Origin of the sequence: Companilactobacillus metriopterae, assembly GCF_004117915.1 — a bacterium.
GTDB classification, from domain to species: domain Bacteria; phylum Bacillota; class Bacilli; order Lactobacillales; family Lactobacillaceae; genus Companilactobacillus; species Companilactobacillus metriopterae.
Genome location: NZ_RSTD01000001.1, coordinates 247271 through 272574, shown reverse-complemented (window position 1 = coordinate 272574; position 25304 = coordinate 247271). Strand labels below are relative to the sequence as shown.

Here is a 25304-nt window from a genome sequence, read left to right as displayed (position 1 = left end):
GTTTAGTCTCCAATTAATTGATATTGTGCAATTACTTTCATAGAACTAGCTACCTCTGCAACTTGTGCAACGTCTACTTTTTCTAACTCTACTCTAAATTTCTCATCATCTAATAATGATTGAGGATAAATAATATCCCAAATACTACGATTTATGTAGTGTTGAATTGAGTCACTTCCTATTAAGCGTCTAGTAGACATTACTTTTTTAGCGTGTTCAATCTGATCAGCTGATACATTACCATTTTTTATATAGTCTATTTGATCCGAAATTAATTCTACAGTTTTATTCAAAGAATTAGCATCTAGACCAGCGTGAATTGTAACTAATCGACTAATAGGTTGATACGAGCTTGAAACAGAATAAGCTAAGCTATTCTTCTCGCGGACTTCTTGGAATAACTGAGATTGATCATCCCCACCTAAGATAAGATTCATAATTTGTGGAGCCAAAAAGCTGATATCTTCAGATATTTTTTCAGTAGTAAAAGCCTCAGCTATCCTACTTTGGTTGAGTTTTTTATGCTCTTTTTGAATAGCAGGAGTTTCCTTTAGTTCATCAAAATTATCAAATTTCAAATCTAAAGTAGGTCGTTCTTTTTGGAAAAATTCGGCTAACTTGCCATCTTCGAAAATATTGATAATTTCTTGTTCATCAACATCACCAACAACATTGATAACAACTGTGTCTTCAGAAATAACTTTTTTATAGTAATCCAATAATCCCTGATTAGTAATATTTTCAACTTGCTCAACTGTACCAAAAATAGGTAATTGTTTATTAACATTGTTCTTATAAATCAAACGATTCAATGCCAAAGAACTAACTAAATCTTGATTGTCATCTATTGATAACAAATTGGAAATTAAGTTACTTTTCTCAGTATCAAATGCAGTTTTTTCAAATAAATTATTTTCAATATTAAGATTTAAAATAATTTCTGACAATAATTCCAAATTCTCTTTTATTAAATTATCTCCACCAATCAAAAATTGTGGATCTGCAAATTCTGCACTGATAGCTAAATCGTTGTAGTTAATTAATCCTCTAGTGTAAACATTAATTTCTGTACCGTAAAGTTCCATTTCACGGTCATTTAACTTCTTAAATGTGGGATATTTTTTTGTAGAATTAGACAATACATTTGCTAATAATCTACGTTGTGCGTTTTCATCCTTCAACAAGGGGCGTAAAAAATCTATTTGTACCTTAATAGTTCTGAATTTCTGCATTGGGATTATATTTAACACAACATTTTTTGCTATTTCTTTTCTCAAATCTAATTATCCGCCTGATTATTTTTTAGTTGTTCTAATTGTTCAGGAGTAATCAAAACTTTCCTTTGCTTACTTCCTTCTGATGGTCCAACAATTCCTTTTTCTTCCATCAAGTCTACAATTCTAGCTGCTCGATTGTAACCTATTTGGAATCTTCTTTGTAACATAGATGTACTTGCACCTTGTTGGTTTACGACTAGTTCTAGTGCATCATTCCAGTATTCATCATTAGGTTTTTCGTTACTTTCAGATGAATTTTCTTCCATATCCGTCGGTATCATTTCTTCATTGTACTCTGCTTCTTGCTGATCGCTAACAAAGTTTACAACATTTTCAACTTCTGTTTCAGAAATATAGGCACCTTGAACACGAGTAGGTTTACTTTTACCTATTGGTTGGAATAACATATCTCCTCTACCCAATAACTTTTCTGCACCAACAGAATCTAAAATTGTTCTAGAATCAACACCACTTGATACAGCAAAAGCTATTCTTGACGGAATATTTGCTTTAATCAAACCAGTAATAACATCAACAGATGGACGTTGCGTAGCAATTATAATATGCAATCCAGCAGCACGTGCCATTTGTGCCAAACGAACAATTGCTGCTTCTACTTCATGTCCTGCAACCATCATCAAATCTGATAACTCATCTACAATTACAACTATGAATGGCAAACGTTCCATTTGTTGATCTTCTGAAGCTGTCTTATTAAATTCATCGACAGAAGAATTGTATTCGCCGATATTTCGATGATTTGTTTCTGCAAAAAGCTTATATCTTCTTTCCATCTCTTGTACAGCTTTTTGTAGTGCACCAGCAGCACGTCTTGAGTCTGTAACTACCGGAATTAACAAATGAGGTATTCCATTATAAATATTTAACTCAACCATTTTAGGATCAATAAGAATTAATTTTACTTCATTTGGCTTAGATTTCATCAAAATACCAGTAATTATTGTGTTGATTGCAACAGATTTACCTGAACCTGTAGAACCAGCTATAAGTAAATGCGGCATTTTTGTGATATCTGCTTCTATTATGTTACCTGTAACATCCTTACCCAAAGGAACGGTTAAGGGATGAATCTTATCAGGTTGTCTTTCAGTTATTTCTTTAAATGAAACTGTGGAAACTGTCGTATTAGGGACTTCAATACCTACAAATGATTTACCTGGAATTGGTGCCTCAATACGAATATCCTTAGCAGCCAATGCTAAGGCAAGATCATCTGCAAGATTGACAATTTTACTTACTTTTACACCAACGGCAGGCTGAATTTCATATTTTGTAACTGCGGGACCCAAACTAGCTTTTTTAACTTCAACATCGACACCAAAACTCTTGAATGTAGCTTTTAATTTGTCTTTGTTTTGATCAATTAATCTTACTTCATCACTTTGATCAGCTTGAACAACATCAGTCAAAAGATCAACAGATGGTAATTCATAGTTTTCATCTACAGAATTATTTGATTTTGTTTTATTTTCTACTGGTGTAGGTAAATCCTTATCTCCAGAGTTTCCCATACCATGAGGCTGAGACATAATAGTTGCTGAGGGTTTTTCAGCAGGTTTTGTAGTTGATACAGTAGGTTGGTTAGGGATATCAATATGAAATTCCGATTCTGGCTCTTCCTTTTGAGTATCATTGGCAAAAGTATTAATATCTTGAAATTTACTGTCATCCCTAACAACATCTTGTTGTGGTTTGTTTTCTGTATTTGCCTTTTGATTTTCCTCATGTGTTTCTCGATAATTGTCTAATCCCTTGGAAGTAGATTCTTTCATCGATTTCATGCCATTCTTTATTTTAACAAGGACACTGGTTGTAAATATAGCAACCTGCTTCATTGTAAAATTAAATAACATCAAAATACCCACAACAATTAAAAATATTGTTACAAAGTAAGTCCCTGCGGTTGAAAACATTGGCATAAAGAAACCATATAGATAAGCTCCAATCATACCTCCACCTACGGATTGTTGAACAGCAACTTTAGCTATATCCGCAGATAATATGTTCCAAGTTACTTGAGCAAAGTTATGATACAGCTTCATTTGACCAAATAGTATGGCATGTAATAAGACCAGAGAACCTAAATAAGTTATCAAAAAGCCAACATTTCGTTTCAGATTCATCATTGGGAATCGACCTGTGGCTATAACAAATACACTTGCAAAAATTGTTATTATTAATAGAACTGGATAACTATCCCCTACGAATATTCTATAAATATTATCGAAAAATCGTCCTACTAACCCAAATTGAAACAATCCTAATACTGATAAGACAATAGATACTAAACTAACAACAGAACCTACTATACGTTCATTCTGGTTAGTTTTTTTACTGGAATTTTTGCTAGTTTTTTTAGACTTTTTCTTTGCTACTTTTTTAGCCATTAATTATTCACCCATTTTGCTCAATATTACTTTAAATTATACCTTTATCTCATAAGAAAAAGAGATTTCTAAAATTAATCTTAAAAAAATAACAGCCTATAGGCTGTTATTTTTTATTGATTTTCATTTGCTGTGAAGTTAAGTGAAACACCTTTGTTCAAAGTTATTGCTGTTACTTGATATGTAAGAGTTTCAATATACTCTATTAGTGGTCGACTTAATCTTTTGATTTCTTCTCCGTCAATTTCAGAAGCATCACCATGGAAATCTACCAATTGAATTACTTGTCCAAGCAATCCGGTTACCCTAAATGGTGCATTTTCTGTGTGAATATCAAAAGGAATCACAATTTGGAAAAATGCACCTTCTGAATCATCTAATACATTTCCATCTTGATCTTTTAAGTCAGGTTTTACCGTATTAACTTGAATATCTTGGCTAACCTCTGCTGTTTGTGCTTCAACGTCGTAGTGAAAACTGTCAACTTGAATTGGTCCCCTATTTGCCTTCATAAATAAAAACTCCTCTAATCTAATTTATCATTTTCATAATGGTGCGATAATTCTAATCCTGCAAAGTTTTGTTGTCTTATAGCCTCATAAATAACTAGTGCACAACTATTTGCAAGATTCAACGCGCGAATATTATCACTCATAGGAATACGTAAACATTTTTCAGGATTCTTACGCATAAATTTTTCAGGCAATCCAGTGGTTTCTTTACCAAATAAGAAATAATGATCAACATCTGTATTAGAAAAATCGTTGTCACTATAGACTTTATCTGAAAATTTTGTAATGAGGTATAAGTATTGGTCATCAGGAACAGAATCCAGAAATTCGTCCAAATCATCATGATAAGTTATCTTAACCTTATCCCAATAATCCAAACCAGCACGCTTCATCTGTGCATCATCTGTACTAAATCCTAATGGTCTAATAAGATGTAATTCCGTATTAGTTCCCGCACACGTTCTTGCTATATTACCAGTATTTGCTGGCATTAGGGGTTCATATAATACAATATGATTTGTCATTTTTGAATATCCTTTATTTTTTATTAAAAAAACGCATACCCTCGGTTATAAACACGGCAAGGGCATACGTTAGTGATCTTCATGATTTATTTGCTTTTATCAAAACTTATTCTGAGAAAAACAGATAAACGTAAAGTATAAACTATATTATAGACACAATATCCATGTTTATCAACCCATATAAACTTACTTCTTTGTATCTTCTGTTTCTTCAATTATTACTTCAGGTTCATCATACCAATCGTTATTTTTCTTTACCCATTCAAAGACTCTTACGAACAAGATTTTCAAAATAGCAAAGATTGGAATACCAGCTATCATTCCAACTAATCCATACATTCCTGCTGAAACTAGCAAGACCAAAATAGTTGTGACCGGATGCATTTGCATCTTGTTACCAACAATAATTGGTGAAACAACACGAGTTTCAATAGTTTGCTCAACCACAAACACAATCAAAACTTTCAATATCATTGAAGGAGCAACAAATGCAGCAATAACTAATGAAGGGATTAAAGCCAATGTTGAACCAACATAAGGAATTAAGTTTAAAATTCCCGCAATAATTCCCAGTACTAGAGCATACTTTTGACCGATTATTAGGTAACCAACAAAGAACATTACTGCTACCCAGAAAGCGACTGTCAACTGACCTGTAATATATGAGCTAAGAGACTGACTAATTTCTGATAAAGTTTCGCCAGTTGATTTCTTTAATTTTGTAGGTACATATTTCAAAATTGATTGTTTGAACTTCTTATCATCTTTTAACATGAAGAATAAGATAAATGGAGCTGTCAACAAGATAACAACAATATTTGTAACGATACCTACAGCAGAACCAATGTTATTAAATGCACTTGGTGCCATTTTCTTCAAGGCGTCTTGTAAATGAGCTGATATACTACCATCAGATCCTTCAAAATTCTTCTTAAAGTAGCCTAACTTTGGATCATCTAATAATTTATCTAAACTATTATTAACTGAAGTCCAGTATTGTGGCCAATTTTTTATCAATGAATCTATTTGATTTTGCAAAAATGGAATTAACGACATAACTCCCCAAACCAACAAAATGGCAATGATAACAAAAACAAAACTTATTGAGATAACCCGATTAATATTAAATTTTCTTTCTAAAACATTAATCAGTGGATTAATCAAATAGTAAAGAACAAGTGCCAGTAGTACTGGCGGCAAAATAATATTTAAGATTCCCCATAGAGGATTAAAAACAGATTGAATTTTTGTAAATACAAAAATTATTAAAAACAGCAAAAAGATATTAAAAAGAATTACAGTTGCTCTATTATTTAAAAATAATCGATAGAACCAACTTTTTTCATTATCATGTTGAGATTTCATAATGGCTCCTAGTAGTATCAAAAATTTATTAAGAATATTATACTGTATACTATATCATTATCGGAGGTAAATTTTATGCAAGAAAATGTCTTATTTAGTGGTTATACAAAAAACGATGGTAAAGGTGTCTACAAATCATCTCTAGATACTGAGACAAATACTCTGACTACACCTGAACTATTAGTTGAACTTAACAATCCTACATACATCGATGTAACGAATGATTTAAAATTAATTGTCTTGGCAAAAGATGGCGATAAAGGTGGAATCGTTGTCTATGACATAAACAACGAACCAACTCTTTTGGATAGTGATTTTTCAGAATCTACCTCTCCTTCTTACGTTAAGTTTGATGAGAGCAGACGTCTAATCTTCAGTGCTTACTTCCATTTAAGTAAAGTAAAGATTGATCGTCTCAATGAAGAAAATAAAATTGAACATCTATCAGAGATCAACTTCACAGGATCAGGTCCTAGACCTGAACAAGATCAATCTAAACCTCACTATAGTGCACTTACACCAGATGGTAAATTAATAATTTGTGATTATGGTAATGATCATATCTCTATCTACGACATTGATGACCCACACAATCCTAAATTATTAAATGATTGCCTTGCACCATCTGGATATGCTCCTAGACATTTGGTATTCCACCCTGAGGAATCTATTGCATACGTTGCATGTGAGTTATCTTCAAAGGTCTTAGTCATGAAGTACGATGAAGAAGACTCAAGACTTACATTGATTGATGAAGTTTCTGCCGCTAAAGATGAACAAAAAAATACCACTGCTGCTATCAGAATAAGTAAAGATGGTAAATATGTATATGTCTCTACTCGTGGTGCAGATACTATAGCCATTTTTGAAACATCTGATTATGGTAAAAGATTACGTAAAATTACTACCCTCAAAACTTTAGGTCAAGGACCTAGAGACTTCGATCTTGATCCCACAAATGATTATTTGGTTGTTGCTAACCAAGATTCAAATAATGCTACACTATTCAAACGTAATCCAAATAAAGGAGTACTTACTGAAATTCAAAAAGATATTGCACTTCCTGAATCAGTTTGTGTACACTTTATTTAATCAATGAATAGGAGAATATTATGATAGTAGAATTATTTAAAACAATAATTTTGGGAATTATCGAAGGTTTCACAGAATTTCTACCAATCAGTTCTACCGGACATCTTTACCTAGCTGATGAATTTGTTCGTTTGAATGAACCAAAAGCATTTATTGACATGTTCATGGTTGTAATTCAATTTGGTGCTATATTGGCGGTTATTCTCATTTACTTCCACAAGTTAAATCCATTTTCACCAAGAAAAGATTCTCTAGAAAAGCGTCAAACTTGGGATATTTGGTTTAAGGTAATCATTGCAATATTACCATCTGTAATTGTTGGTCTTCCTCTTAACAACTGGATGGAACAAAATCTCACTAGTTGGCAAGTTATTGCTTCTACATTGCTTATCTACGGTATTTTATTCATCGTTATTGAAAACTACGCCAAGGATAAAAAGCCAAGTACTACTTCCTTGAATAGTTTGTCATATAGAACAGCTTTTGCAATTGGATTATTCCAAGTATTAGCGTTAGTTCCTGGTACTTCTAGATCTGGTGCTACTATCTTAGGTGGTATAGTAATCGGTGTTTCAAGATTTGTTGTTACTGAATTTTCATTCTTCCTAGCAATACCAACTATGTTTGGTGCCTCACTTTTGAAGATTGTTAAATACTTAGTTGATGGCAATACTTTCTCAATGGATCAAACTATTATTTTATTAGTTGGTACATTAGTTTCATTTATTGTTGCTTATATCTCAATTAAGTTCTTATTAGACTACATAAAGAAAAACGACTTCAAAATATTTGGTTGGTACAGAATCATACTTGCGATTATTGTTATCTTATATTTCGGATTTGTTAGATAAATTAGAGAGCTATTTTTATAGCTCTTTTTTTATTGACCTGTATAATGTAACTATTATGTTTACAAAAGGACGTGAATATCATTTATAAAGAAGTTGCAGTTGAGAATTTTAGCGACATCCCATTGATGGTGATGTCTGGCGCTAATAGAATTGAATTAAATGACAACCTTGCTGTTGGGGGAACAACCCCAAGTCTAGGTGTCGTTCAAGAAACTAGCAAATACCTTCAGGAAAAGGGTATTCCACTAGTAGAAATGATTCGCTCTCGTGGGGGTAATTTTGTCTATAACGATATAGAATTAAAAATGATGGAAGCCGATTTATTTCAAGCACAAAAACTTGGAATAGATGCTGTTACATTTGGTGCATTAACTAAAGATGGAGATATCGACGAAGAAGCCATGGAATTATTAATAGGTTCTTCATCTGGCATGCAGATAGTATTCCACATGGCATTTGACGCTATTCCTCTTGAAAAGCAATTTCACGCTATTGATTGGTTAGTTGAAAACAATGTAGATCGTATCTTAACACATGGTGGAGCATTGGATATTCCAATTGAAAATACGATTGATCATCTTAAAGAAATCATCGAATATGCTGCAGGAAGAATAGAAATTCTTCCTGGTGGAGGTATCAACTATGATAACTGTGATGATATTGCAAAAGAGCTAAATGTTAATGCTCTTCATGGAACACAAATTATCAATCCAAAATAAAAAGTCGACCTATATTGGTCGACTTTTTTATTTAGAAGAAATTATATTCAATTCATTATCAAACTCATAAATTACTGGATCTCCATTTTCAACTTCGATCCCGTCTATTCCTTCATCACTTATTTGTTCGATATATTTCATCAGAGCACGTATTGTACTTCCATGAGCAACTACTAATTGATTCTTACCATCCTTCAACTTAGGAGCGATAACATCTTGAAAATATGGCATTATTCTAAGATAAGAATCATAGAGACTTTCTGATTTTGGCATTATCTCTGGATCTAAATTTCTATAAGGTCCAACTAACTCATCTCTTCTATCTAACAATGGTGGCCTAGAGTAGAAACTTCTTCGCCACAATTGTACTTGTTCTTTACCATACTCTATTCGAGTAGCATCTTTATTCTTGCCCCTGAGAGCTCCATAGTGACGTTCATTTAATCTCCACGTCTTAGTTATAGGAAGTGAATTAAGATCGTTATAATCTGCAATTATATACGCCGTTTTGATAGCTCTTTTTAAAACCGATGTATGTATTTCAGATATTGGAATATTGCTTATTATTTTAGCGGCATCACGTGCCTGCTGTTCACCCTTTGGAGTTAAATCGACATCATTCCAACCGGTATATTCATTTTTTGCATTGGCAGTACTTTCACCATGCCTAATCAAAATTAATTTTGCCATGTATTATTCCTATTCAATTAGAGGTTTATCCAGACCTCTGTCACATTCAGCCTGTAGCGTAACATGCGAAATATTAAACTTCTCTTTCAACAAATCACCTACTCTAGAATAAATCTCATCTAGTTCTGATAAATTTAAATTCTTTTGTACATTTATATGAGCATCAAGAATACAGTAGTTCTCATCAATCATCCAAATATGAACATGATGTATTCCAACAATTTCAGGTATTTCAAGAAGAGCTGACTGAACTTCTTCCAAATCTATTTCTGGACTAGATTCCATCAAAATATTTGTGGATTCTTTTATTACGTCAAATGCTTCTTTTAAAAGCCATATAGCTATAACAATAGTGATAACAGGATCAACCCAAGTCCAATTGAACAATGTCACAAATACTGAAGCAATAACAACTCCTACAGATGACAAAGTATCAGATAACATATGTAAGAAAGTTGCTCTAATATTCAAATTATTCTTTGTGCCTGAAAATAGAATAAGCATTGAGATAAAGTTAGCAACTAAACCGACAATAGCTACAATCATCATCAATTTTCCATCAATTTTTTGTGGCGAACCTAAACGATTTATTGACTCTACAACCATGAAAACAGTTATAACTATCAGAACACTAGCATTTACAAAGGCAGCTATAATTTCTGCTCTCTTGTAACCAAAAGTCTTAGCGGCATCATTTTTCTTTCCACTAATGAGATCAGCTATGTATGCAATTATTATCGATACAGTATCTTGTAAATTGTGTAATGCATCAGATAATAACCCCAGACTACCTGACACAAGACCACCTATAAATTCAGCAATGGTAATTACAACATTTAATAATGTAACTACCAAAAACTTACTTCCTGACGTTTTATGTGTTTCATCCATGATTGTCACCTCTAAGTCATATGATAGCAAAAACGCACAAAAAAAGAACCTCCTACATGTAGAAGGTTCTTTAAAATAAAAATTATTTAGAAGTCTTACTTGCAATAATTTTAATTGGCGCTGTACAGTCTATTGTTTCAGAAAATGTACGAGTAATATAACTCATCATACCTTCACGGGCTTCTTTCTTAGAAACGTTATGACAAACGCGCTTCTTAGCAATTGATTGGCCAGATTTACTATGAAATTGACATGTTACTTCATAATCACCATTATCATTACCAAAAAACAACATCAGCCTATCCCCCTAGTTAATATTTATTTTAATATATATGTTTTTTTCGACTAGATAGTTATACCACTTTTTAAAAATGTATTCAATATTTTCAGCCGTATATTTTTAAAAAAAATTATTAAATTTAGAACAGAAGATCTTGTTCACAAATAGTATAATGAAAATAGATTAATTTCAGAGGAGACATCATGGATAATAGCAAATTACCATCTAGACGTTCCATGCGAAAAAGAAAGCAACCTTTTTATAAAAAACGTAGCTTTTTGATTAGCTTAATAGTTGTTATTTTTATAATAGTAGTTGGAGGTTTAACTTATTACTTGAATCATGACAACAAGACAAATGATGCTCAAGTTGAAAATGTTCAAAAAAATAAGAGTAAGCCTAAAAAAAATACCAAAAAAACTGCAAAGCAAGCAGATGCTAATGTCACTGATGACACTCAACCTGATAACTCCACTTCTAGTGAAATTAAAAACGCAGGTTCTTATAATGCTTTAACTTATAAGTCAGATTGGTTTACATTCAAAATCTCAAATGATGTGAAGTTAGTAAAAGATGCTAGTGGTTCTCCTGCACTACTTATCAAATATAATTACACAAATAAAACAAATTCAAAACAAACACCGCAAGTCGTTCAAGCCAACTATATGGTAATCAAACAGGACGGTGTTGAATTACAACCTACTACAGCTGCTAGTGATTACGCAGATATAGTAAATGGATCAAATAACGGACTTGTTCTTCCTAACCAGTCATTTGATGGTGCTCTATTGGTAAAAGTTAATGACACTGAAACACAAGTTAATATGTACTTCAAGAACATTAAAACAAATGAGCTACTGGATACAAATCAACCATTTAATCTTAAGTAAAAATACCCAATCCATAAGGATTGGGTATTTTTTATTTCTGGAACAAAAAAATCCTAGCCTCGCAAGCTAGGATTTTATATATATAAAAGTTAATCATTACCAGAACAAGAAATGAACTATTCGATTTCTTGATAATTAACTTAATTCTCTTATTTTATATAATTGATTTTTAGGGAAAATCGTTTGAGAAGTTTTATTTGTCTAATAAGAGAAATACTATATTCACATGAAAATGTAACACCAGCATCTGTTTCTTATTCATACCTTAATCTTGTGCTAACAAAATCAGAATTGAATGCCCCCGCAAAGTTATCTGAAAAATTAGGTATGAGTGTAACAAATGAATTACATCAAGGATGTAAGTTTCGCATAACTAACTTACAAGTAATATTATATAGCCTATATATTACCTGTGACCAAAAAAAATATAAACGTATCGATTTCCGATATAAACGTTTATATTTTTTCTTTTGATCATTTATTAGTTAATTTTATTAAGAATTTTCGATAATTCTTTGGCTTTTCTTACCGAAACATTAGCTTCCATTCCGTTATCGAAAAATAATTTTTTCTCATCTATATCGAATGATTCAATATTATCTAGATTAACCAAGTAACTGCGATCTGTTCTAAATAAATGATCAAACTGTTCTTCAATTGTATTCAAGTTAGATTTAAAAATGGTCTCTTTTGTTTTAGATACCAAGATTACCTTTCCCGGATTCTCTTTTGTAGTATACAACATCAAAACATCATCCATTGGCATAGAGAATACTCTAGAACCTATCTTGTAACTAAAAATATTCTTTTGCACAAGTGAAGATTGCTCAAACTTTTTCATTGATAACTCAATATCATCAGCAATATGCTTTCTAATATTCTCATATCCCTCATCTTTGATTACATAGTCTAGAGGACCAATTCTTCTATCTAAGGTTAAGAGCGTCATTTCTGAATGAGTAGTTATAAAAACTATATCAGCGAATGGCATTTCAGATCTAATATACTCAGCTGTTTCAAGACCGGCCTTGCTATTTTCACCAATTTCCATGTCCAAAAAGAACAGTCCATTCTCGCTAGGTTCAAAATTTTCTTTGAAACTATCGACACTCTGAGCTGCATAAACTAGATTAGCTGACAAATCGTTAATCATTATATAATTTGAAATAAAATCACGATAAAATTCTATTTGCTTTGGATTATCTTCCATTACATAAATTGGAAACAACTAATTATCCTCCAAAATCCCCAATGTCATAATCAATTGATCATTTTTTACTTCCGCATCTAAATACAAATTGTCATCTTCATCGACAATTCTTTCTACATTAGACAATCCAACTCCGCGGTCTTCACCCTTTGTCGAATATCCCATTTTAAATAATCTACTAACATTGACATCCTCAACCAGTTCATTTGCAACTGATATTTCTAGATTATCGCCATAGTCGACAATAGCACAAGTAATGCTATTTAGATCATGCTTTTCAGCATATTCTAAGGCATTATCGATAAATATACCCACAATTCTAACGATAGATAGCGAGTTATGTTTAATTTGAATATCAGAATCTAATTCTAGTTTCAGACTTATATCTTTTGAGTTAGCTTCAAAATATTTTTGTACAATTATTCCTTTTAGTGGTGCATTAAGTATTCTCTTAGCCTCAACAATCGAGCTATCTTGAACATCCATAATCGAATTATTTTCAACTAATTGATCATAGTATTCTTTAAAATCATTTTTGTCGGAATCCATTTCGCTCATTGAAAGAACTATATTTTTAAAATCATGTCTGAATCTTCTTATATCTGTATATTGTTTTTCAATACTTTTTAAATATATTTCAAGTTGTTGATTTTGTTTTATTTCATTGGCCGTTTCCTGCTTAAGAACGTAAGCACTGGTAAATTGGCTAATTATAACGCCCATTAAGATGATAAAAATTGTGAAGATGACAACCAGAGCAAATAAAAATACAGCAGTAACTTGTTCTATATCACACACTATTAACAAAATTTCCAGAGAAATAAATAATCCTGATACTAGCCAAAAAATCTGATTGTGCATATTATACTGTGAAAGTTGTAAGTTCCAATTTTCAAAGTAGGATTTGTCTTTTTTTATAATAATAGCAAAAATAATGGACAGAATATAATTTAGAACTATTGCTAAAACAATTATTCCACCATATTTGATATTATTAGAATTCAAATTCCAATCATTATTAATCAGAGCAAAAATCACTCTAAATATAAAAACTGAAATGATATTTGAAATCATCTGTAGAATAGTTATTAAAATTAGAACATTAGTATCTTGTATATTAATCCAGATTTTCCTTTGAAGAAGCATTGCCAATATTATATTAAAAATCACGAATACTATTATACCGGCATTCCCAACGAAAATTGTTATAAAACCAAAGAAAGCCGAAGTAACAACGGATATACCTATTGTTCTCCAGCTTAATTTTCTTGTAACAAAATATGTTAGCAAACTAATAATGAAATAGTTTGAGAAATTCTGGACTAATAACAACCATACGTTGACATTAATCACAAAAAATCACCTCAATTATTATTTAAAGATTGCCATGATTTGACCCCATGGGTCTTTTGTTGTTGCACCATACATATATGATGATGTAGCTGATGTACCTAATAAACTTGCGATGTTTGACATGTGAATACCTCCAATTTATATATACTACATCACTATACTACTACAATTCTATTATAAAAAAAATCAAATTCAGTAAATTTATTTATTAATTTTAAACTTCCCACAATTTAACTCTTTGATCGTTGTTCAACCACATACCATCTTTAGGTGTAATTCCATAAGTATCATAGAATGCATCTAAGTTTTGTAAATTAACATTTACACGATATACACTTGGTGCATGAACATCATTTATTGTAGCAAGGACGTAATTTGATCCTTCTTTTGATTTATTAACAGAAGCATAGTTTTCAAAGAATTCCTTAGCATCAAAACCATCAACTTTAGATGCAGCTTCATAAGCTACTGATAGACCACCGTTATCTGCTAAGTTTTCATCAACAGTATTGACTCCACTGACAGTTAATCCTTGATATTGTAATCCTTCAAATTCATTTTCCATAGCCTGGACGATTTTGTTATAAGCTGTTTTATCACTTGCAGTCCACCAGTTATTCTCAATACCATTTTCATCGTACATTGAACCCTTGCTATCAAAAGCATGTGATAACTCGTGTCCGATAACTGTACCTAACCCACCATAATTCTTAGATGCATCTTGATTAACATCAAAAAATGGAGAATTCATAATTCCAGCGAATATGAAGATTGAATTGGATTGACGGCTGTACATTGCGTTAGCTGAAAGTGAACTATTTCCACCCCAATCGGAACGATCAACTGGTGAATAATAATTATTAAACTTATTCATTCTAGATAAAGTAGTTAAATCGACTGTATTTTCATATACACTCTTCGCAGAATCAATATTATATTTACTGAAGTATGAAAAATCCTGTTTTGGATAACCTACGTTAACAGAAATACTATTTAATTTATCAAGTGCAGCTGATTTAGTTTCATCACTCATCCAGCTACTATTTGAGATAGCATCAGAATAAGAGTCCATGATATTTTGAGTCATGTCAGTTACAGCATTTATCTGAGCATTAGTTGTAAATTTACTACCAAAATGTTGGCTAAATGCATCATTGAAAGCATAACTAGTTAAGAAATATGCAAACTTAGAATGATCAGTTTCAGTTGATTTATCAGATGCATATTCATTAGCAAAACTATTTAGATAAAATGCTCTTTGAATAATTTGTGCTGTTAACATCCAATCTCTCAAGTATGAAAAATTATCTGGTGTTAAAATCTGGTTTAAACTATAGAAATAAGATGGATTTTCAATATATAAATGGTCTGGAACGCCACCAATCAATTCATTAAAGAAACTATCAAAATCAAGATATGTACTTAGTTTACTGAAATCTTCTCCACTATACTGTGTGTATCCAGAATATGTATCACCTTCAGAATCTTGGTCTTCATATTCATTTAAATCAGAAGGATTTTGAATTTTAATAAGTAATTCATCAAACTTTTTAGTGTTTGTAATAATATCTTCTATATCAGAAAATGAATAACCTAAACTTGTCAGAATTTGACCGATATTATTTTGATATTGTTGCAATGTTTCATCATCAGAACCATCTGCACTAGTCAATAAAGGACCTATACCTTTCATATACAGAGCATATCGTGTATAGTCATTTTGATCTCTTGCAATATCAACATCAAATGGTAAGACATATCCCTCTTTATAATAAGCGTAAAGCATATTGCTTAGTTCACCAATATTTTGCAAATTAGAAATAGCTTTTACTTCAGCTGCTAATCCGTTAGAAGCTGTATCATTATTAATAGGTGTATTTACTAGATAGTTGTAATATTCAATTGCCTTATTTATATTTGCATCAGATGTTTTTTCATTACCATTAACATAATCCATGAATGCATTATATGTTTTATCATCAATATTTTTATTTGCATCTGCTATAGTTCCAGCAAAACTGTCAGGGTCAACATTAGTAGATGAAATCCAGCTACCATTTTCCCCATAATAGTAATTGTCCTCTGGAGATACATTGGAAACGTTGTTTACCTGTGAACCACCCACTGTACCCTTAACATCTGAAGAATCATCAGTGCTGGTAATTGTTGTCGAACTATCTGTAGTAGATGATTTTGTTGTAGCGCTTGAACTGGCATCAGAGCTAGACACACTTGTTGTTTCTGCCGGACTGACCGTGTCAGCCTTTACTACGTCTTGTGAAACAACAGTTCCCAGAAGCACTGCTGAAAATAGAAATACTGATTTAATTAACTTTTGCTTTTTCATTAATAACATCCTCACATATAGTTACCATTTTCAACTATATTACAAAATTATGCAACAAAATCTTATGATAAAAATAATAAAAAAAAGAGCATAAATATTATGTTCTTTTACTTGTTCTTTTTTCTACTAAATAGATTTTTCAAACCATTAGATAATACTTTGAAGAATCCTAGTGATTTAACAATCTTATCTGGATCGATATAAACTCTTATTGCACGTAAAACTTTTTTAGGATCTTTAGCAGAAAATGTATATGTTCCGTTTGTCTTTGTCTTCAAAGCAAATCTAGGTATCCATTTGCCTCCAAAGAGAACAGATACAATTACTATCTCAACTTCGTCCCATGGTAATTGAATATAATTATTTATATTTCTATCGCTATAAAATTCAAAACCCTTATCACCGACCATGATTTTCCCATAGTCTGATAATCCTAAATGTGAAGTTCCGTTTATAACTAAATCTGATTTTGTATTGATTGATTGAACCATTTAATAATGCTCCATTTCTATATATGCCTTTTTAAATTATAACAAAGTAATAAAAAAGATGAACTCAAAATGAGATCATCTTTTTTATTTATTACATAAGGTTCAATACGTGTAGAAGAACACCAACTACGAATAGTCCAAGAATAATAATAATTGGTGAAACTTTCTTCTTAAGTAGCCACATACAGAAGAATGTTAGTAGCAATGCTGCAAGACCTGGAATCAAACTATCCAAGTTATCTTGAAGTGTTGTTACTTTTGTTGATGTCAATGATAGACCTTGTCCTTGTTGAATCAATGCCTGTTGTATACCCTTAGCACCATGTGCTAGGCTGTCCCAATGAATATAAGCATCTTTATCTAATGGAGCTGTAGATACCACTGGGGTAAATTTGATTGAAACCCATCGATTAACCAATGCCCCCAAAATGAACATACCCAAAATAGAAGCACCCTTAGTGATATCTTGTAAAATACCACCAGATAAATCATCTGTAATCCTTGATCCGGCTCTATATCCAAGTTCTTGTGTATACCATGTAAACGCCATACGAATTGCATTCCAAGCAAGGAAGAAAATAATTGGTCCCATAATGTTACCAGCAATAGCCATTGATGCTCCTAGAGCACCAATAATAGGTCTAACTGTAAACCAAAATACGGGATCTCCAATACCAGCAAGTGGTCCCATCATACCAACTTTAACACCTTGAATAGCAGCGTCATCGACAGGTGCACCAGTAGCACGTTCTTCTTCAAGGGCCATAGTGACACCTAAAATAGGTGAAGCCACATATGGGTGAGTGTTAAAGAATTCCAAGTGACGTTCTAGAGCAGCCGAGCGGTCTTCTTTTGTTTTATATAATTTTTTGATAGCTGGGATCATTGAGTAAGCCCAACCACCATTTTGCATACGTTCGTAATTCCATGATCCTTGTAAGAAAGTCGAACGCCACCATACTGACAATCGATCTCTTTTTGTTAATTTATTAGTATTATCTGCCATAATCGTTCTCCCTCCTAATAGTTATCTATTATATCTCCGACTGGATCACCAGTATTACCACCGCCGTTACTTCCGTTATCACCTGAACCACCTTGTTTTGAAAGTGTTAGGTAGATAAATGCAAGAGCAAGTCCAATAGCACCTAATCCAATAAGAGTTAATTGTTCAATTGTTGCAAGTACAAAACCAATTGCAAAGAATGGCCAAACTTCTCTAGTAGCCATCATATTGATAACCATAGCGTAACCAACAGCAACAACCATTCCACCACCAACTGCAAGTCCTTGAGTTAACCATTGTGGAATAGATTCTAGAGCTGCTCTAACCGGTCCAGCTCCAATAGCAAGAATTAGAGCAGCAGGGATTGCAATACGAATTCCTTGAAGACAAATGGCAATCCATTGCCAAACTTCAATTTTTCTATAACTACCTTCTTTAGCAGCAGCATCCATAATATGAACAATAGCTGTAGAAATTGTACGCACCAAGATTGTAAGTAATAGACCAGCAACTGCAATAGGAATGGCAATTGCGTAAGCTGATGTTACACCAGCTCTTCCTTGACCACCTAGGACAAGGATGATAGCTGAAGCTACAGATGCTAAAGCAGCATCAGGAGCAACAGCAGCTCCGATATTTGCCCATCCTAGTGCAATCATTTGTAGAGTTCCACCAAGGATAAGACAAGGTATTAATTGACCTGTTACAAGACCAATTAGAGTACAAGCAATAACTGGTTGATGGAATTGGAACATATCCAAAATACCTTCAACACCAGCTAGAAATGATATAAGCACTACTAATATTATTTGTATTATATTGAGTTGCATTATATTAAGCCTCCATATTTATATCTAATTATTTGTTTAATTCACTTTGAGCTTTTTTAAGGATGTTATCCATATTATCTTTTGTATCTGAAGGAACTTTACGAACGTCAAATTCAACGCCATCAGCTTCCAATTTTCTGAATGTATCGATATCGTTTTGATCAAATGCCAAAACTTTATTAGGTTGAACTTTACCAGTTGAATGAGCCATTGATCCGACATTCAAAGTCTTCAATGGGACTCCACCTTCGATAGCTCTTAGAGCATCTTGTGGTGTTTCAAATAATAGCAGTGCTCTTTGACCACCAAAATGTTGATCATCTTTTGCAAGTTTGATCATTTGGTCAACTGGAACAACGTGAGCTTTAACGCCTGATGGTGCAGCTTGTTGAATCAATTTTGTTCTTAATTCATCCTTAGCAACATCATCTGAAACTACGATAATACGTGTAGGTTGTGTAGTCTTTGTCCAAGCAGTAGCAACCTGTCCATGAAGTAAACGTGAATCAATACGTGCAAGTACGTAGTCAAAACTTCCTGGTTTACCCGCACTTCCTGTATTAGATTTACTTTCTTCTGCTGGTGCAGAAGCTTTTGGCATAAGGTCTTCTGGCTTGACCTTGATACCATCAATTGCTGGAGTTGTTATGCTCTTTGCGATTTCATGTGCTGATTCCATTGACATACGTGATGCGTATGCTTCAATCAACATTGGTAAATTAAGTCCTGAAACAACTGCCCAATTGTCAGCATGTTGTTCAAACAAACCATTTGCTTGATTAAATGGTGATCCACCCCATAAATCAACTAAAAATAAAACTTGGTCGTCAGAACTTAATTTTGATACAGCCTCTTCAAGATGCTTTTTCAAATCTTCTGGACCTTCATTTGGCATAAAAGTAACCGCTTGAACATCTTCTTGTTCTCCAAAGATCATTGAACCTGACATCATAATGCCCTTTGCAAACTCTCCATGAGTTGCTATGACGATTCCAACCATCTGTAATCCTCCCTATATTTTCAAAATTAATTAAGCGCTTACTAAAAGAATTGAACAAAAAAATAGTTCAACCTTCTTGTGAACTATTTCATATTAGCATTTTACAGAAAAAAAGAAAACGCTTTTATTTAAATTTTAAGAACTTTTTTTAGAAGTTTTTTTATTCATTAATGAATAGATACTGATAAATCAGTAATTAATATAAATTTTAATTTTTTATTTTGAATATTACATTTGTGTAACTGTTTACAAATTTAATTTGTAAATTACTATATTTTATATCATTTTCATCAGTACCAATTGTTATATAGTCAGTCTAGTTGTTTTAACTTTAGTAGTTCTCCTACTATACCAATTTCCAATCCATTAGCTATTCCCTCTTGGTTTTCTTCATGGATTAATTGAAATTTATTTTTCATTGTCAATCTAGAATTTTTAGTTTTATAGCCAATAGGGAAAGGTTCATTTGTTCCCCTCAAAAGTAAGACAACAGATTTGAATCCTTCTTCATGAACTTTAATAGGAGCATAATGTAACGTTTCTCCATAAAACTCAATTGCTGTACCTGCTGGTACAAAGAAAATATTAGTATCCGCATTGGAATCTATCAATCCCTTTTGATCTAAGATACTTCTTTTACTTAACACCATGACAACATCTGTCATCATAATATTAACTTCACTGCCTTGATGGTATTCCATTCCATCAAACATAGATGTTTGTCCACTACATTCACCAGCTTCAAAATCCATTCCGCCGTATACATCATTTCCAATCTGTTTAATAGCTCTAATATTTTCCAGTTCAGGATTTGATGCAACGTACTCTAAGTTTGGATTTGATATTGAAATGTTGCTCATATAATCTTCTATTTCTGATAAATCATAATCCTTTAAAACAACTCCATATCTATGAAACTCTTTAGAATCAATCGGTTGTATTGTATAGTCCTGATTTAATTTTACAAATTCTTCGTATACACCCATAATGTTCTCCTTATTTTTTACTAATTTTAATTTATTCTTTGAAAACGCTTTAGTCAATGTCAAATATGTATTTATGCGTTAAAATAAAATAAAAAAGAGGTAATCTTATAATGAAAAAGATTGGTTTGATAGTTGGTTCCACTAGATCATCTAGAGCTGGTTTAAAAATCGCACACTGGGTAATGGATAATTTCCACTCAGATATTTTAGAAGTAGAATTAATTGATCTTAAAGAATTAAATTTACCTCAAATGAACGAGAAATATATTCCCGCCTTTAATATGTATGAATTAGACGAAACTAAAAAATGGTCTGAATATATTAAATCATTGGATGGTGTAATCTTCTTATTTCCACAATATAACTGGGGATATCCAGCACCGCTAAAGAATGCTATCGATTATCTTTATAGTGAGTGGAAAAATAAACCTGCAGCAACAATCGTCTACGGAATGCACAATGCATATCAAGCTGAGTTAGCTTTTAGTCTAGTTATGAAGGGTCTAGAGATGGATATTTTAAATTCTAGACTTGCAATGAGTTACGATATTAAGTCCCCTCTAGATCCAGCTGAAACTTTTAGCGATAAAGTTGTTTACATAGAGAATATCGTGAAAGAATTTGAACAAAAACTCAAATAAAAAAACATCTGCCATAAAGGTAGATGTTTTTTATTTATTAGTTACTTTTAAAATTTTTGTTTCTTTATCTACTGAACCAGATGCATCAGAAAAATCTAGTTCTGCTACTAAATCCATATTAGTAATAATTACTATTGTATCTGTTTTCTTGTCAGCAGCTTTAATTGCATCAAAATCAACATTTACCAAAAGATCTCCTGATTTGACCTGTTGACCTTCTTGGGCAACAACATCAAATGGTTCACCACTTAAATTCACAGTATCAATTCCAATATGAATTAAAATTTCTAATCCACTATCAGTAGTGATACCAAATGCATGCTTAGTTGGAAAAATTGAGGTAATAACACCATCTACAGGTGAGTAAACTTTATCCTCATCTGGAATAATTGCAAATCCATCACCTAACATTTTTTGAGAAAATGTTTGATCTGGAACATCTTCCAATTTTTCCAGACGACCTGAAGATACGCTATTAAGTAAAGTTATAGCTCCATTTGATACAACATTTTCTGTATCTTCTTTAATATCATTACTAGATTCAACTTTAGAAATTGGTGCCTTGGCTTCAAACAATTTACTCAAAGCATCCGCAACAAATTGAACCTCTGTACCTATTACAATATGTACATTTGTTTTATCGAGTACATTAACACCTGCAGAAGCAGATTTTAATAATGGAATATCTATTGTAGAACTATCAACTAGTTGCATACGCAGACGAGTTGTACAGTTATCGACAACTTTGATATTTTTATAACCACCTAATCCTGCATAAACTTTTTTAGCAGTAATCATAAATTTATCGTCATCTTCATCAAAATCTATAGCCATAGCCTCGTCGACTTCGATTGGTTCTCTACCAGGTGTCATTAGGTTAAATTTTTTAATTGCAAAATCGAATGTGAAAAAATATATAGCAGCAAATATTAAACCTTGAACTAACAACATCAATGGCATATTAGCTATTGGAACTCTCAGACTCAAAACATAATCTACTAAACCACCGCTAAATGTAAATCCTGCAGTCCAATGCATCAATGCAGCAAACCACATTGAAAGTCCCATAAGAACTGCGTGCAATACATATAAAGGCCAAGCAACGAACATAAATGAAAATTCTAATGGTTCTGTAACACCAGTAAAGAATGATGCAAAGGCTCCAGCCAATAACAAACTAGCGGTTTCTTTTTTTCTTTCGGGAAGAGCATTTCGGTACATTGCATAAGCTCCAGCAGGTAACCCAAACATCATAACTGGGAAAAATCCTGCAAGATACATACCTGTCACACCTTTTGTACCCTTACTTGCCCAAAAATTACCAATATCATTAATTCCTGCAGCGTTAAACCAGAACACTTGGTTCAATGCATGATGCAATCCTGTAGGTATAAGCAGTCTATTAAAGAAACCAAATAGTCCCGCACCAATTGCTCCTAATCCAACAATGAATTTACCAAATATGATTAGAGCTGTATAAACTGGTGGCCAAACAAATAGTAACAATACTGAGACCAACAACATTACTACCGAAGTAACAATTGGCACAGACCTTTTCCCACTAAAGAAAGATAATGCCATAGGTAATTTAGTATTGTGAAAACGATTATACATTGCTGCAGCAATCAAACCACCTATAATACCAATAAATACATTATTGGGTATAGCAGCAAAAGCTGGATCAACGGCTGATTCTTTTATTTTAAACAAATCAGCAACTTGCTTGGGAGCCAACACAAAAGATGGAACCAAATAAGCAACTAAACCTGCCAAAGCTGAAGCGCCGTCTTTATCTTTTGACATCCCTAACGCTAATCCGACAGCGAACAATATTGCTAGATTGTTTAAAATAGCATTCCCACCGGATTGTAAAAATTGTGCTACTGCCGATTTTTGTGGCAACCAATGACCAATACCTACTAGTAAAGCTGCTGCCGGTAAGACAGAAACTGGTAATTGAATTGATCTACCCATTCTCTGTAAATAATTTTTCATGAATTTTCCCTCAAATAAAAAAGTATGATAATCAATAACGACTATCATACTGGTATAGATAGACCATTGCAATATATTTTCTGAAAATTATTGTTAAAACAGTGAAAATCAACAAAAATTCATCTAGACCTTTAATTCTTGGTATAGACTTTTTACAGTTTAATCATAACAACTCCAACTATCATCATAGCCAGTCCCAAAATTTGAATTAATGTAGTTGGTTTTTTAGGAGAACCAAAAAGACCAAATTGATCAATTATAATACCACCTATCATCATACCCACTATAACTATAATAACCGTTAATCCTGTGCCTAGGATTGGAACTAAAAAAACATTACCTAAAACAAATAACGCCCCAATAATTCCACCTGACCAACTCCACCAAACACTATTTTGACTACTTTTTATTTGTTGTAGATTTGGTCTTAAAATTAAAACTATTATCAGTAAAGCTATTGCTCCTACAAGAAACGAAATAAAAGACGCTTGCTCAGAAGACTTTAAAACAACTTCTAAGTGTCCATTAATGGCACTTTCTGTGGCACTCAACATACCTGCAATAAGTCCGATCAAACGCCAAAGATTTAATCCCTTAGACTTTTGTGTATACGAAACTTGATGTTCTAGCATACTCTTCAAAACTATTGCTACCAAAACACCCGCTACGACGAGCATAGCACCCAAGAATTTTACAACAGTCATTTTACTTTCCATCGAATAGAATAATCCAAATTGATCTATAACTAGACCCATCAAGATTTGACCTAAAATGGGCATTATAACCGTTTGAATACTACCCAGTTTGGGAAAAAGTAGAATATTGGTAGTTAGATAAAACACTCCCAATAACCCACCTATCCAAATCCAAAATGGTTGATTCTCTATTAACGTCAAAGGTACAAGTAAGGTCTTAATTTGAATTAAGGTTACAATTGCCAAGAAAATAGTTCCTACAGTAAATGTAATAAACGACACAACAAAGGGAGATCCTACTGTTTTTTGAAGTCTAGCATTGATACTGGTTTGTACTGGCAAAATGATTCCTACAATTACACCCAGTAAAATTAATAGCATGTTTTTCCTCTTAAAGATTATTGTCTAAAAATTCAGCAATCCCATCTTTGTCATTTGTTAGAGTAACTTGATCTGAAATATTTTTGACCTCATCACTGGCATTCTCCATAGCAACACCAGTAGAAGCATATTGAAGCATTGTCATATCATTTTGACCATCACCAAAAGCTACTAAATCATCCTTGCTATAACCTAATTTTGGAAGTATATACTCAAGAGCAGTTGCCTTATCAACATTTTTACGATTAAACTCATAGTAATGATCTGCTGTAAAAACAGCATTCAAATCAGAAAAAGGAGCACTCAATTCTTTATAATGTTCCTGCAGATAACTTGGAACACCCGCTACCAAAATCTTATTTACTGGTTGTGTGATTGATTCAGGCAAATCATCAACAGCTTTTTGAACCAAGTCTCCGGTTACAACTTCATAATCTACAATATCCATTCCTAATGATTTCATGTATATTCTATTAACATTATCTTTATTTACATACATATACTTTCCGATTGTCACTGTAGGAATAACATCGTAATTTTGAACATGCTCTATAACCTGGCGAGTTTCATCTAATGAAATTGCTTTTTGATAAAGTGTTTCTCCAGTAGAACAATCATTGATCTGTGCTCCGTTGAAGGAAACAATCAAACCACCGTACTTAGCCATTTCTAATTCGTCAACGTAACGTTGCATACTAAATGCTGGTCTACCAGAAGCAATTACTAGTTTTATTCCTTGCTTTTGCGCCTCTATTAGTCTGTCACGAGTCCTTGGATTCAACTTACTTTCACTGTTTGCCAGAGTTCCATCGATATCTGTAGCTATAATTTTTATCATTACTTTTTGCCCCTTCAATATATAACTTCATG

At 32.6% G+C, this 25304-nt stretch carries 24 protein-coding genes; 5 read left to right on the top strand and 19 right to left on the bottom strand.

Going from position 1 to position 25304, the window contains the following annotated elements; all coding sequences use genetic code 11:
* Positions 1-2: 2 nt before the first annotated feature.
* From yfmF to EKN01_RS01370, 5 genes are all read right to left on the bottom strand, one after another.
* Positions 3-1277: an EF-P 5-aminopentanol modification-associated protein YfmF gene (gene yfmF / locus EKN01_RS01390; RefSeq protein ID WP_129044662.1), complete on the bottom strand. Its 1275-nt coding sequence runs from the start codon at positions 1275-1277 to the stop codon at positions 3-5.
* Positions 1278-1279: 2 nt separating this feature from the next.
* Complete coding sequence (locus tag EKN01_RS01385) at positions 1280-3685, bottom strand: FtsK/SpoIIIE family DNA translocase (protein ID WP_129044661.1); 2406 nt, start codon at positions 3683-3685, stop codon at positions 1280-1282.
* Positions 3686-3798: 113 nt separating this feature from the next.
* Complete coding sequence (locus tag EKN01_RS01380; protein WP_129044660.1) at positions 3799-4197, bottom strand: DUF1149 family protein; 399 nt, start codon at positions 4195-4197, stop codon at positions 3799-3801.
* 14 nt (positions 4198-4211) lie between these two features.
* Positions 4212-4721, bottom strand: a complete 510-nt coding sequence (gene trmL / locus EKN01_RS01375; RefSeq protein WP_129044659.1) for a tRNA (uridine(34)/cytosine(34)/5-carboxymethylaminomethyluridine(34)-2'-O)-methyltransferase TrmL — start codon at positions 4719-4721, stop codon at positions 4212-4214.
* A gap of 186 nt (positions 4722-4907) precedes the next feature.
* Positions 4908-6086, bottom strand: coding sequence for an AI-2E family transporter (locus EKN01_RS01370; protein ID WP_129044658.1), 1179 nt, complete (start codon positions 6084-6086; stop codon positions 4908-4910).
* Positions 6087-6161: 75 nt separating this feature from the next.
* Here EKN01_RS01370 and EKN01_RS01365 point away from each other — a divergent pair, with 75 nt between their 5' ends.
* The 3 genes from EKN01_RS01365 (at position 6162) to EKN01_RS01355 (ending at position 8748) form a co-directional block, all read left to right on the top strand.
* Positions 6162-7178, top strand: a complete 1017-nt coding sequence (locus tag EKN01_RS01365; RefSeq protein WP_129044657.1) for a lactonase family protein — start codon at positions 6162-6164, stop codon at positions 7176-7178.
* A 20-nt stretch (positions 7179-7198) separates the two neighbouring features.
* Positions 7199-8029, top strand: a complete 831-nt coding sequence (locus tag EKN01_RS01360) for an undecaprenyl-diphosphate phosphatase (RefSeq protein ID WP_432264333.1) — start codon at positions 7199-7201, stop codon at positions 8027-8029.
* An 80-nt stretch (positions 8030-8109) separates the two neighbouring features.
* Positions 8110-8748, top strand: coding sequence for a copper homeostasis protein CutC (locus EKN01_RS01355; protein ID WP_129045239.1), 639 nt, complete (start codon positions 8110-8112; stop codon positions 8746-8748).
* Between the two features lie 27 nt (positions 8749-8775).
* Here EKN01_RS01355 and EKN01_RS01350 read toward each other — a convergent pair whose 3' ends face one another.
* The 3 genes from EKN01_RS01350 to EKN01_RS01340 form a co-directional block, all read right to left on the bottom strand.
* The gene (locus EKN01_RS01350; protein WP_129044656.1) at positions 8776-9438 is read right to left on the bottom strand and encodes a 2,3-bisphosphoglycerate-dependent phosphoglycerate mutase; all 663 of its coding nucleotides are present in this window, start codon (positions 9436-9438) and stop codon (positions 8776-8778) included.
* A gap of 9 nt (positions 9439-9447) precedes the next feature.
* A complete protein-coding gene (locus EKN01_RS01345) occupies positions 9448-10329 on the bottom strand; it encodes a cation diffusion facilitator family transporter (protein WP_129044655.1) in 882 nt (293 codons plus the stop codon).
* A gap of 82 nt (positions 10330-10411) precedes the next feature.
* Positions 10412-10624, bottom strand: a complete 213-nt coding sequence (locus EKN01_RS01340) for a hypothetical protein (protein ID WP_099974422.1) — start codon at positions 10622-10624, stop codon at positions 10412-10414.
* A gap of 188 nt (positions 10625-10812) precedes the next feature.
* Between EKN01_RS01340 and EKN01_RS01335 the strand changes: the two genes are divergently transcribed.
* Positions 10813-11499: a DUF5067 domain-containing protein gene (locus EKN01_RS01335; protein WP_129044654.1), complete on the top strand. Its 687-nt coding sequence runs from the start codon at positions 10813-10815 to the stop codon at positions 11497-11499.
* A gap of 481 nt (positions 11500-11980) precedes the next feature.
* Here EKN01_RS01335 and EKN01_RS01330 read toward each other — a convergent pair whose 3' ends face one another.
* The 8 genes from EKN01_RS01330 to EKN01_RS01295 form a co-directional block, all read right to left on the bottom strand.
* Positions 11981-12727: a response regulator transcription factor gene (locus EKN01_RS01330; RefSeq protein ID WP_129044653.1), complete on the bottom strand. Its 747-nt coding sequence runs from the start codon at positions 12725-12727 to the stop codon at positions 11981-11983.
* Complete coding sequence (locus EKN01_RS01325; protein ID WP_129044652.1) at positions 12728-14062, bottom strand: sensor histidine kinase; 1335 nt, start codon at positions 14060-14062, stop codon at positions 12728-12730.
* Between the two features lie 214 nt (positions 14063-14276).
* A complete protein-coding gene (locus EKN01_RS01320) occupies positions 14277-16409 on the bottom strand; it encodes a M13 family metallopeptidase (protein WP_164966341.1) in 2133 nt (710 codons plus the stop codon).
* Between the two features lie 107 nt (positions 16410-16516).
* Complete coding sequence (locus EKN01_RS01315; RefSeq protein ID WP_129044650.1) at positions 16517-16900, bottom strand: DUF956 family protein; 384 nt, start codon at positions 16898-16900, stop codon at positions 16517-16519.
* Between the two features lie 91 nt (positions 16901-16991).
* Complete coding sequence (locus EKN01_RS01310) at positions 16992-17906, bottom strand: PTS system mannose/fructose/sorbose family transporter subunit IID (RefSeq protein WP_129044649.1); 915 nt, start codon at positions 17904-17906, stop codon at positions 16992-16994.
* Between the two features lie 14 nt (positions 17907-17920).
* A complete protein-coding gene (locus tag EKN01_RS01305) occupies positions 17921-18736 on the bottom strand; it encodes a PTS mannose/fructose/sorbose transporter subunit IIC (RefSeq protein WP_129044648.1) in 816 nt (271 codons plus the stop codon).
* A 28-nt stretch (positions 18737-18764) separates the two neighbouring features.
* Positions 18765-19736 (bottom strand): mannose/fructose/sorbose PTS transporter subunit IIA, encoded by a 972-nt coding sequence (locus EKN01_RS01300; RefSeq protein ID WP_129044647.1) that lies wholly within the window; start codon positions 19734-19736, stop codon positions 18765-18767.
* Between the two features lie 311 nt (positions 19737-20047).
* Positions 20048-20722, bottom strand: a complete 675-nt coding sequence (locus EKN01_RS01295; protein WP_129044646.1) for a DUF4867 family protein — start codon at positions 20720-20722, stop codon at positions 20048-20050.
* Positions 20723-20832: 110 nt separating this feature from the next.
* Between EKN01_RS01295 and EKN01_RS01290 the strand changes: the two genes are divergently transcribed.
* The gene (locus tag EKN01_RS01290; protein ID WP_129044645.1) at positions 20833-21363 is read left to right on the top strand and encodes an NADPH-dependent FMN reductase; all 531 of its coding nucleotides are present in this window, start codon (positions 20833-20835) and stop codon (positions 21361-21363) included.
* 30 nt (positions 21364-21393) lie between these two features.
* On the opposite strand, the gene nagE is transcribed toward EKN01_RS01290, so the two are convergent.
* From nagE to EKN01_RS01275, 3 genes are all read right to left on the bottom strand, one after another.
* Positions 21394-23358, bottom strand: a complete 1965-nt coding sequence (gene nagE, locus EKN01_RS01285) for an N-acetylglucosamine-specific PTS transporter subunit IIBC (RefSeq protein ID WP_129044644.1) — start codon at positions 23356-23358, stop codon at positions 21394-21396.
* Positions 23359-23510: 152 nt separating this feature from the next.
* Complete coding sequence (locus EKN01_RS01280) at positions 23511-24434, bottom strand: DMT family transporter (protein ID WP_129044643.1); 924 nt, start codon at positions 24432-24434, stop codon at positions 23511-23513.
* A 10-nt stretch (positions 24435-24444) separates the two neighbouring features.
* Positions 24445-25272: a Cof-type HAD-IIB family hydrolase gene (locus tag EKN01_RS01275; RefSeq protein WP_129044642.1), complete on the bottom strand. Its 828-nt coding sequence runs from the start codon at positions 25270-25272 to the stop codon at positions 24445-24447.
* Between the last annotated feature and the right edge of the window lie 32 nt (positions 25273-25304).

Bases quoted from the DNA above. Each gene is read 5' to 3' on its own strand.
- EKN01_RS01365 (WP_129044657.1), top strand. From the start codon at position 6,162: ATGCAAGAAAATGTCTTATTTAGTGGTTATACAAAAAACGATGGTAAA.
- EKN01_RS01280 (WP_129044643.1), bottom strand. From the start codon at position 24,434: ATGCTATTAATTTTACTGGGTGTAATTGTAGGAATCATTTTGCCAGTA.
- EKN01_RS01295 (WP_129044646.1), bottom strand. From the start codon at position 20,722: ATGGGTGTATACGAAGAATTTGTAAAATTAAATCAGGACTATACAATA.
- EKN01_RS01310 (WP_129044649.1), bottom strand. From the start codon at position 17,906: ATGGCAGATAATACTAATAAATTAACAAAAAGAGATCGATTGTCAGTA.
- nagE (WP_129044644.1), bottom strand. From the start codon at position 23,358: ATGAAAAATTATTTACAGAGAATGGGTAGATCAATTCAATTACCAGTT.
- EKN01_RS01350 (WP_129044656.1), bottom strand. From the start codon at position 9,438: ATGGCAAAATTAATTTTGATTAGGCATGGTGAAAGTACTGCCAATGCA.
- EKN01_RS01360 (WP_432264333.1), top strand. From the start codon at position 7,199: ATGATAGTAGAATTATTTAAAACAATAATTTTGGGAATTATCGAAGGT.
- trmL (WP_129044659.1), bottom strand. From the start codon at position 4,721: ATGACAAATCATATTGTATTATATGAACCCCTAATGCCAGCAAATACT.
- EKN01_RS01370 (WP_129044658.1), bottom strand. From the start codon at position 6,086: ATGAAATCTCAACATGATAATGAAAAAAGTTGGTTCTATCGATTATTT.
- EKN01_RS01335 (WP_129044654.1), top strand. From the start codon at position 10,813: ATGGATAATAGCAAATTACCATCTAGACGTTCCATGCGAAAAAGAAAG.
- EKN01_RS01385 (WP_129044661.1), bottom strand. From the start codon at position 3,685: ATGGCTAAAAAAGTAGCAAAGAAAAAGTCTAAAAAAACTAGCAAAAAT.
- EKN01_RS01380 (WP_129044660.1), bottom strand. From the start codon at position 4,197: ATGAAGGCAAATAGGGGACCAATTCAAGTTGACAGTTTTCACTACGAC.
- EKN01_RS01345 (WP_129044655.1), bottom strand. From the start codon at position 10,329: ATGGATGAAACACATAAAACGTCAGGAAGTAAGTTTTTGGTAGTTACA.
- EKN01_RS01340 (WP_099974422.1), bottom strand. From the start codon at position 10,624: ATGTTGTTTTTTGGTAATGATAATGGTGATTATGAAGTAACATGTCAA.
- EKN01_RS01320 (WP_164966341.1), bottom strand. From the start codon at position 16,409: ATGAAAAAGCAAAAGTTAATTAAATCAGTATTTCTATTTTCAGCAGTG.
- EKN01_RS01290 (WP_129044645.1), top strand. From the start codon at position 20,833: ATGAAAAAGATTGGTTTGATAGTTGGTTCCACTAGATCATCTAGAGCT.
- EKN01_RS01315 (WP_129044650.1), bottom strand. From the start codon at position 16,900: ATGGTTCAATCAATCAATACAAAATCAGATTTAGTTATAAACGGAACT.
- EKN01_RS01305 (WP_129044648.1), bottom strand. From the start codon at position 18,736: ATGCAACTCAATATAATACAAATAATATTAGTAGTGCTTATATCATTT.
- EKN01_RS01275 (WP_129044642.1), bottom strand. From the start codon at position 25,272: ATGATAAAAATTATAGCTACAGATATCGATGGAACTCTGGCAAACAGT.
- EKN01_RS01300 (WP_129044647.1), bottom strand. From the start codon at position 19,736: ATGGTTGGAATCGTCATAGCAACTCATGGAGAGTTTGCAAAGGGCATT.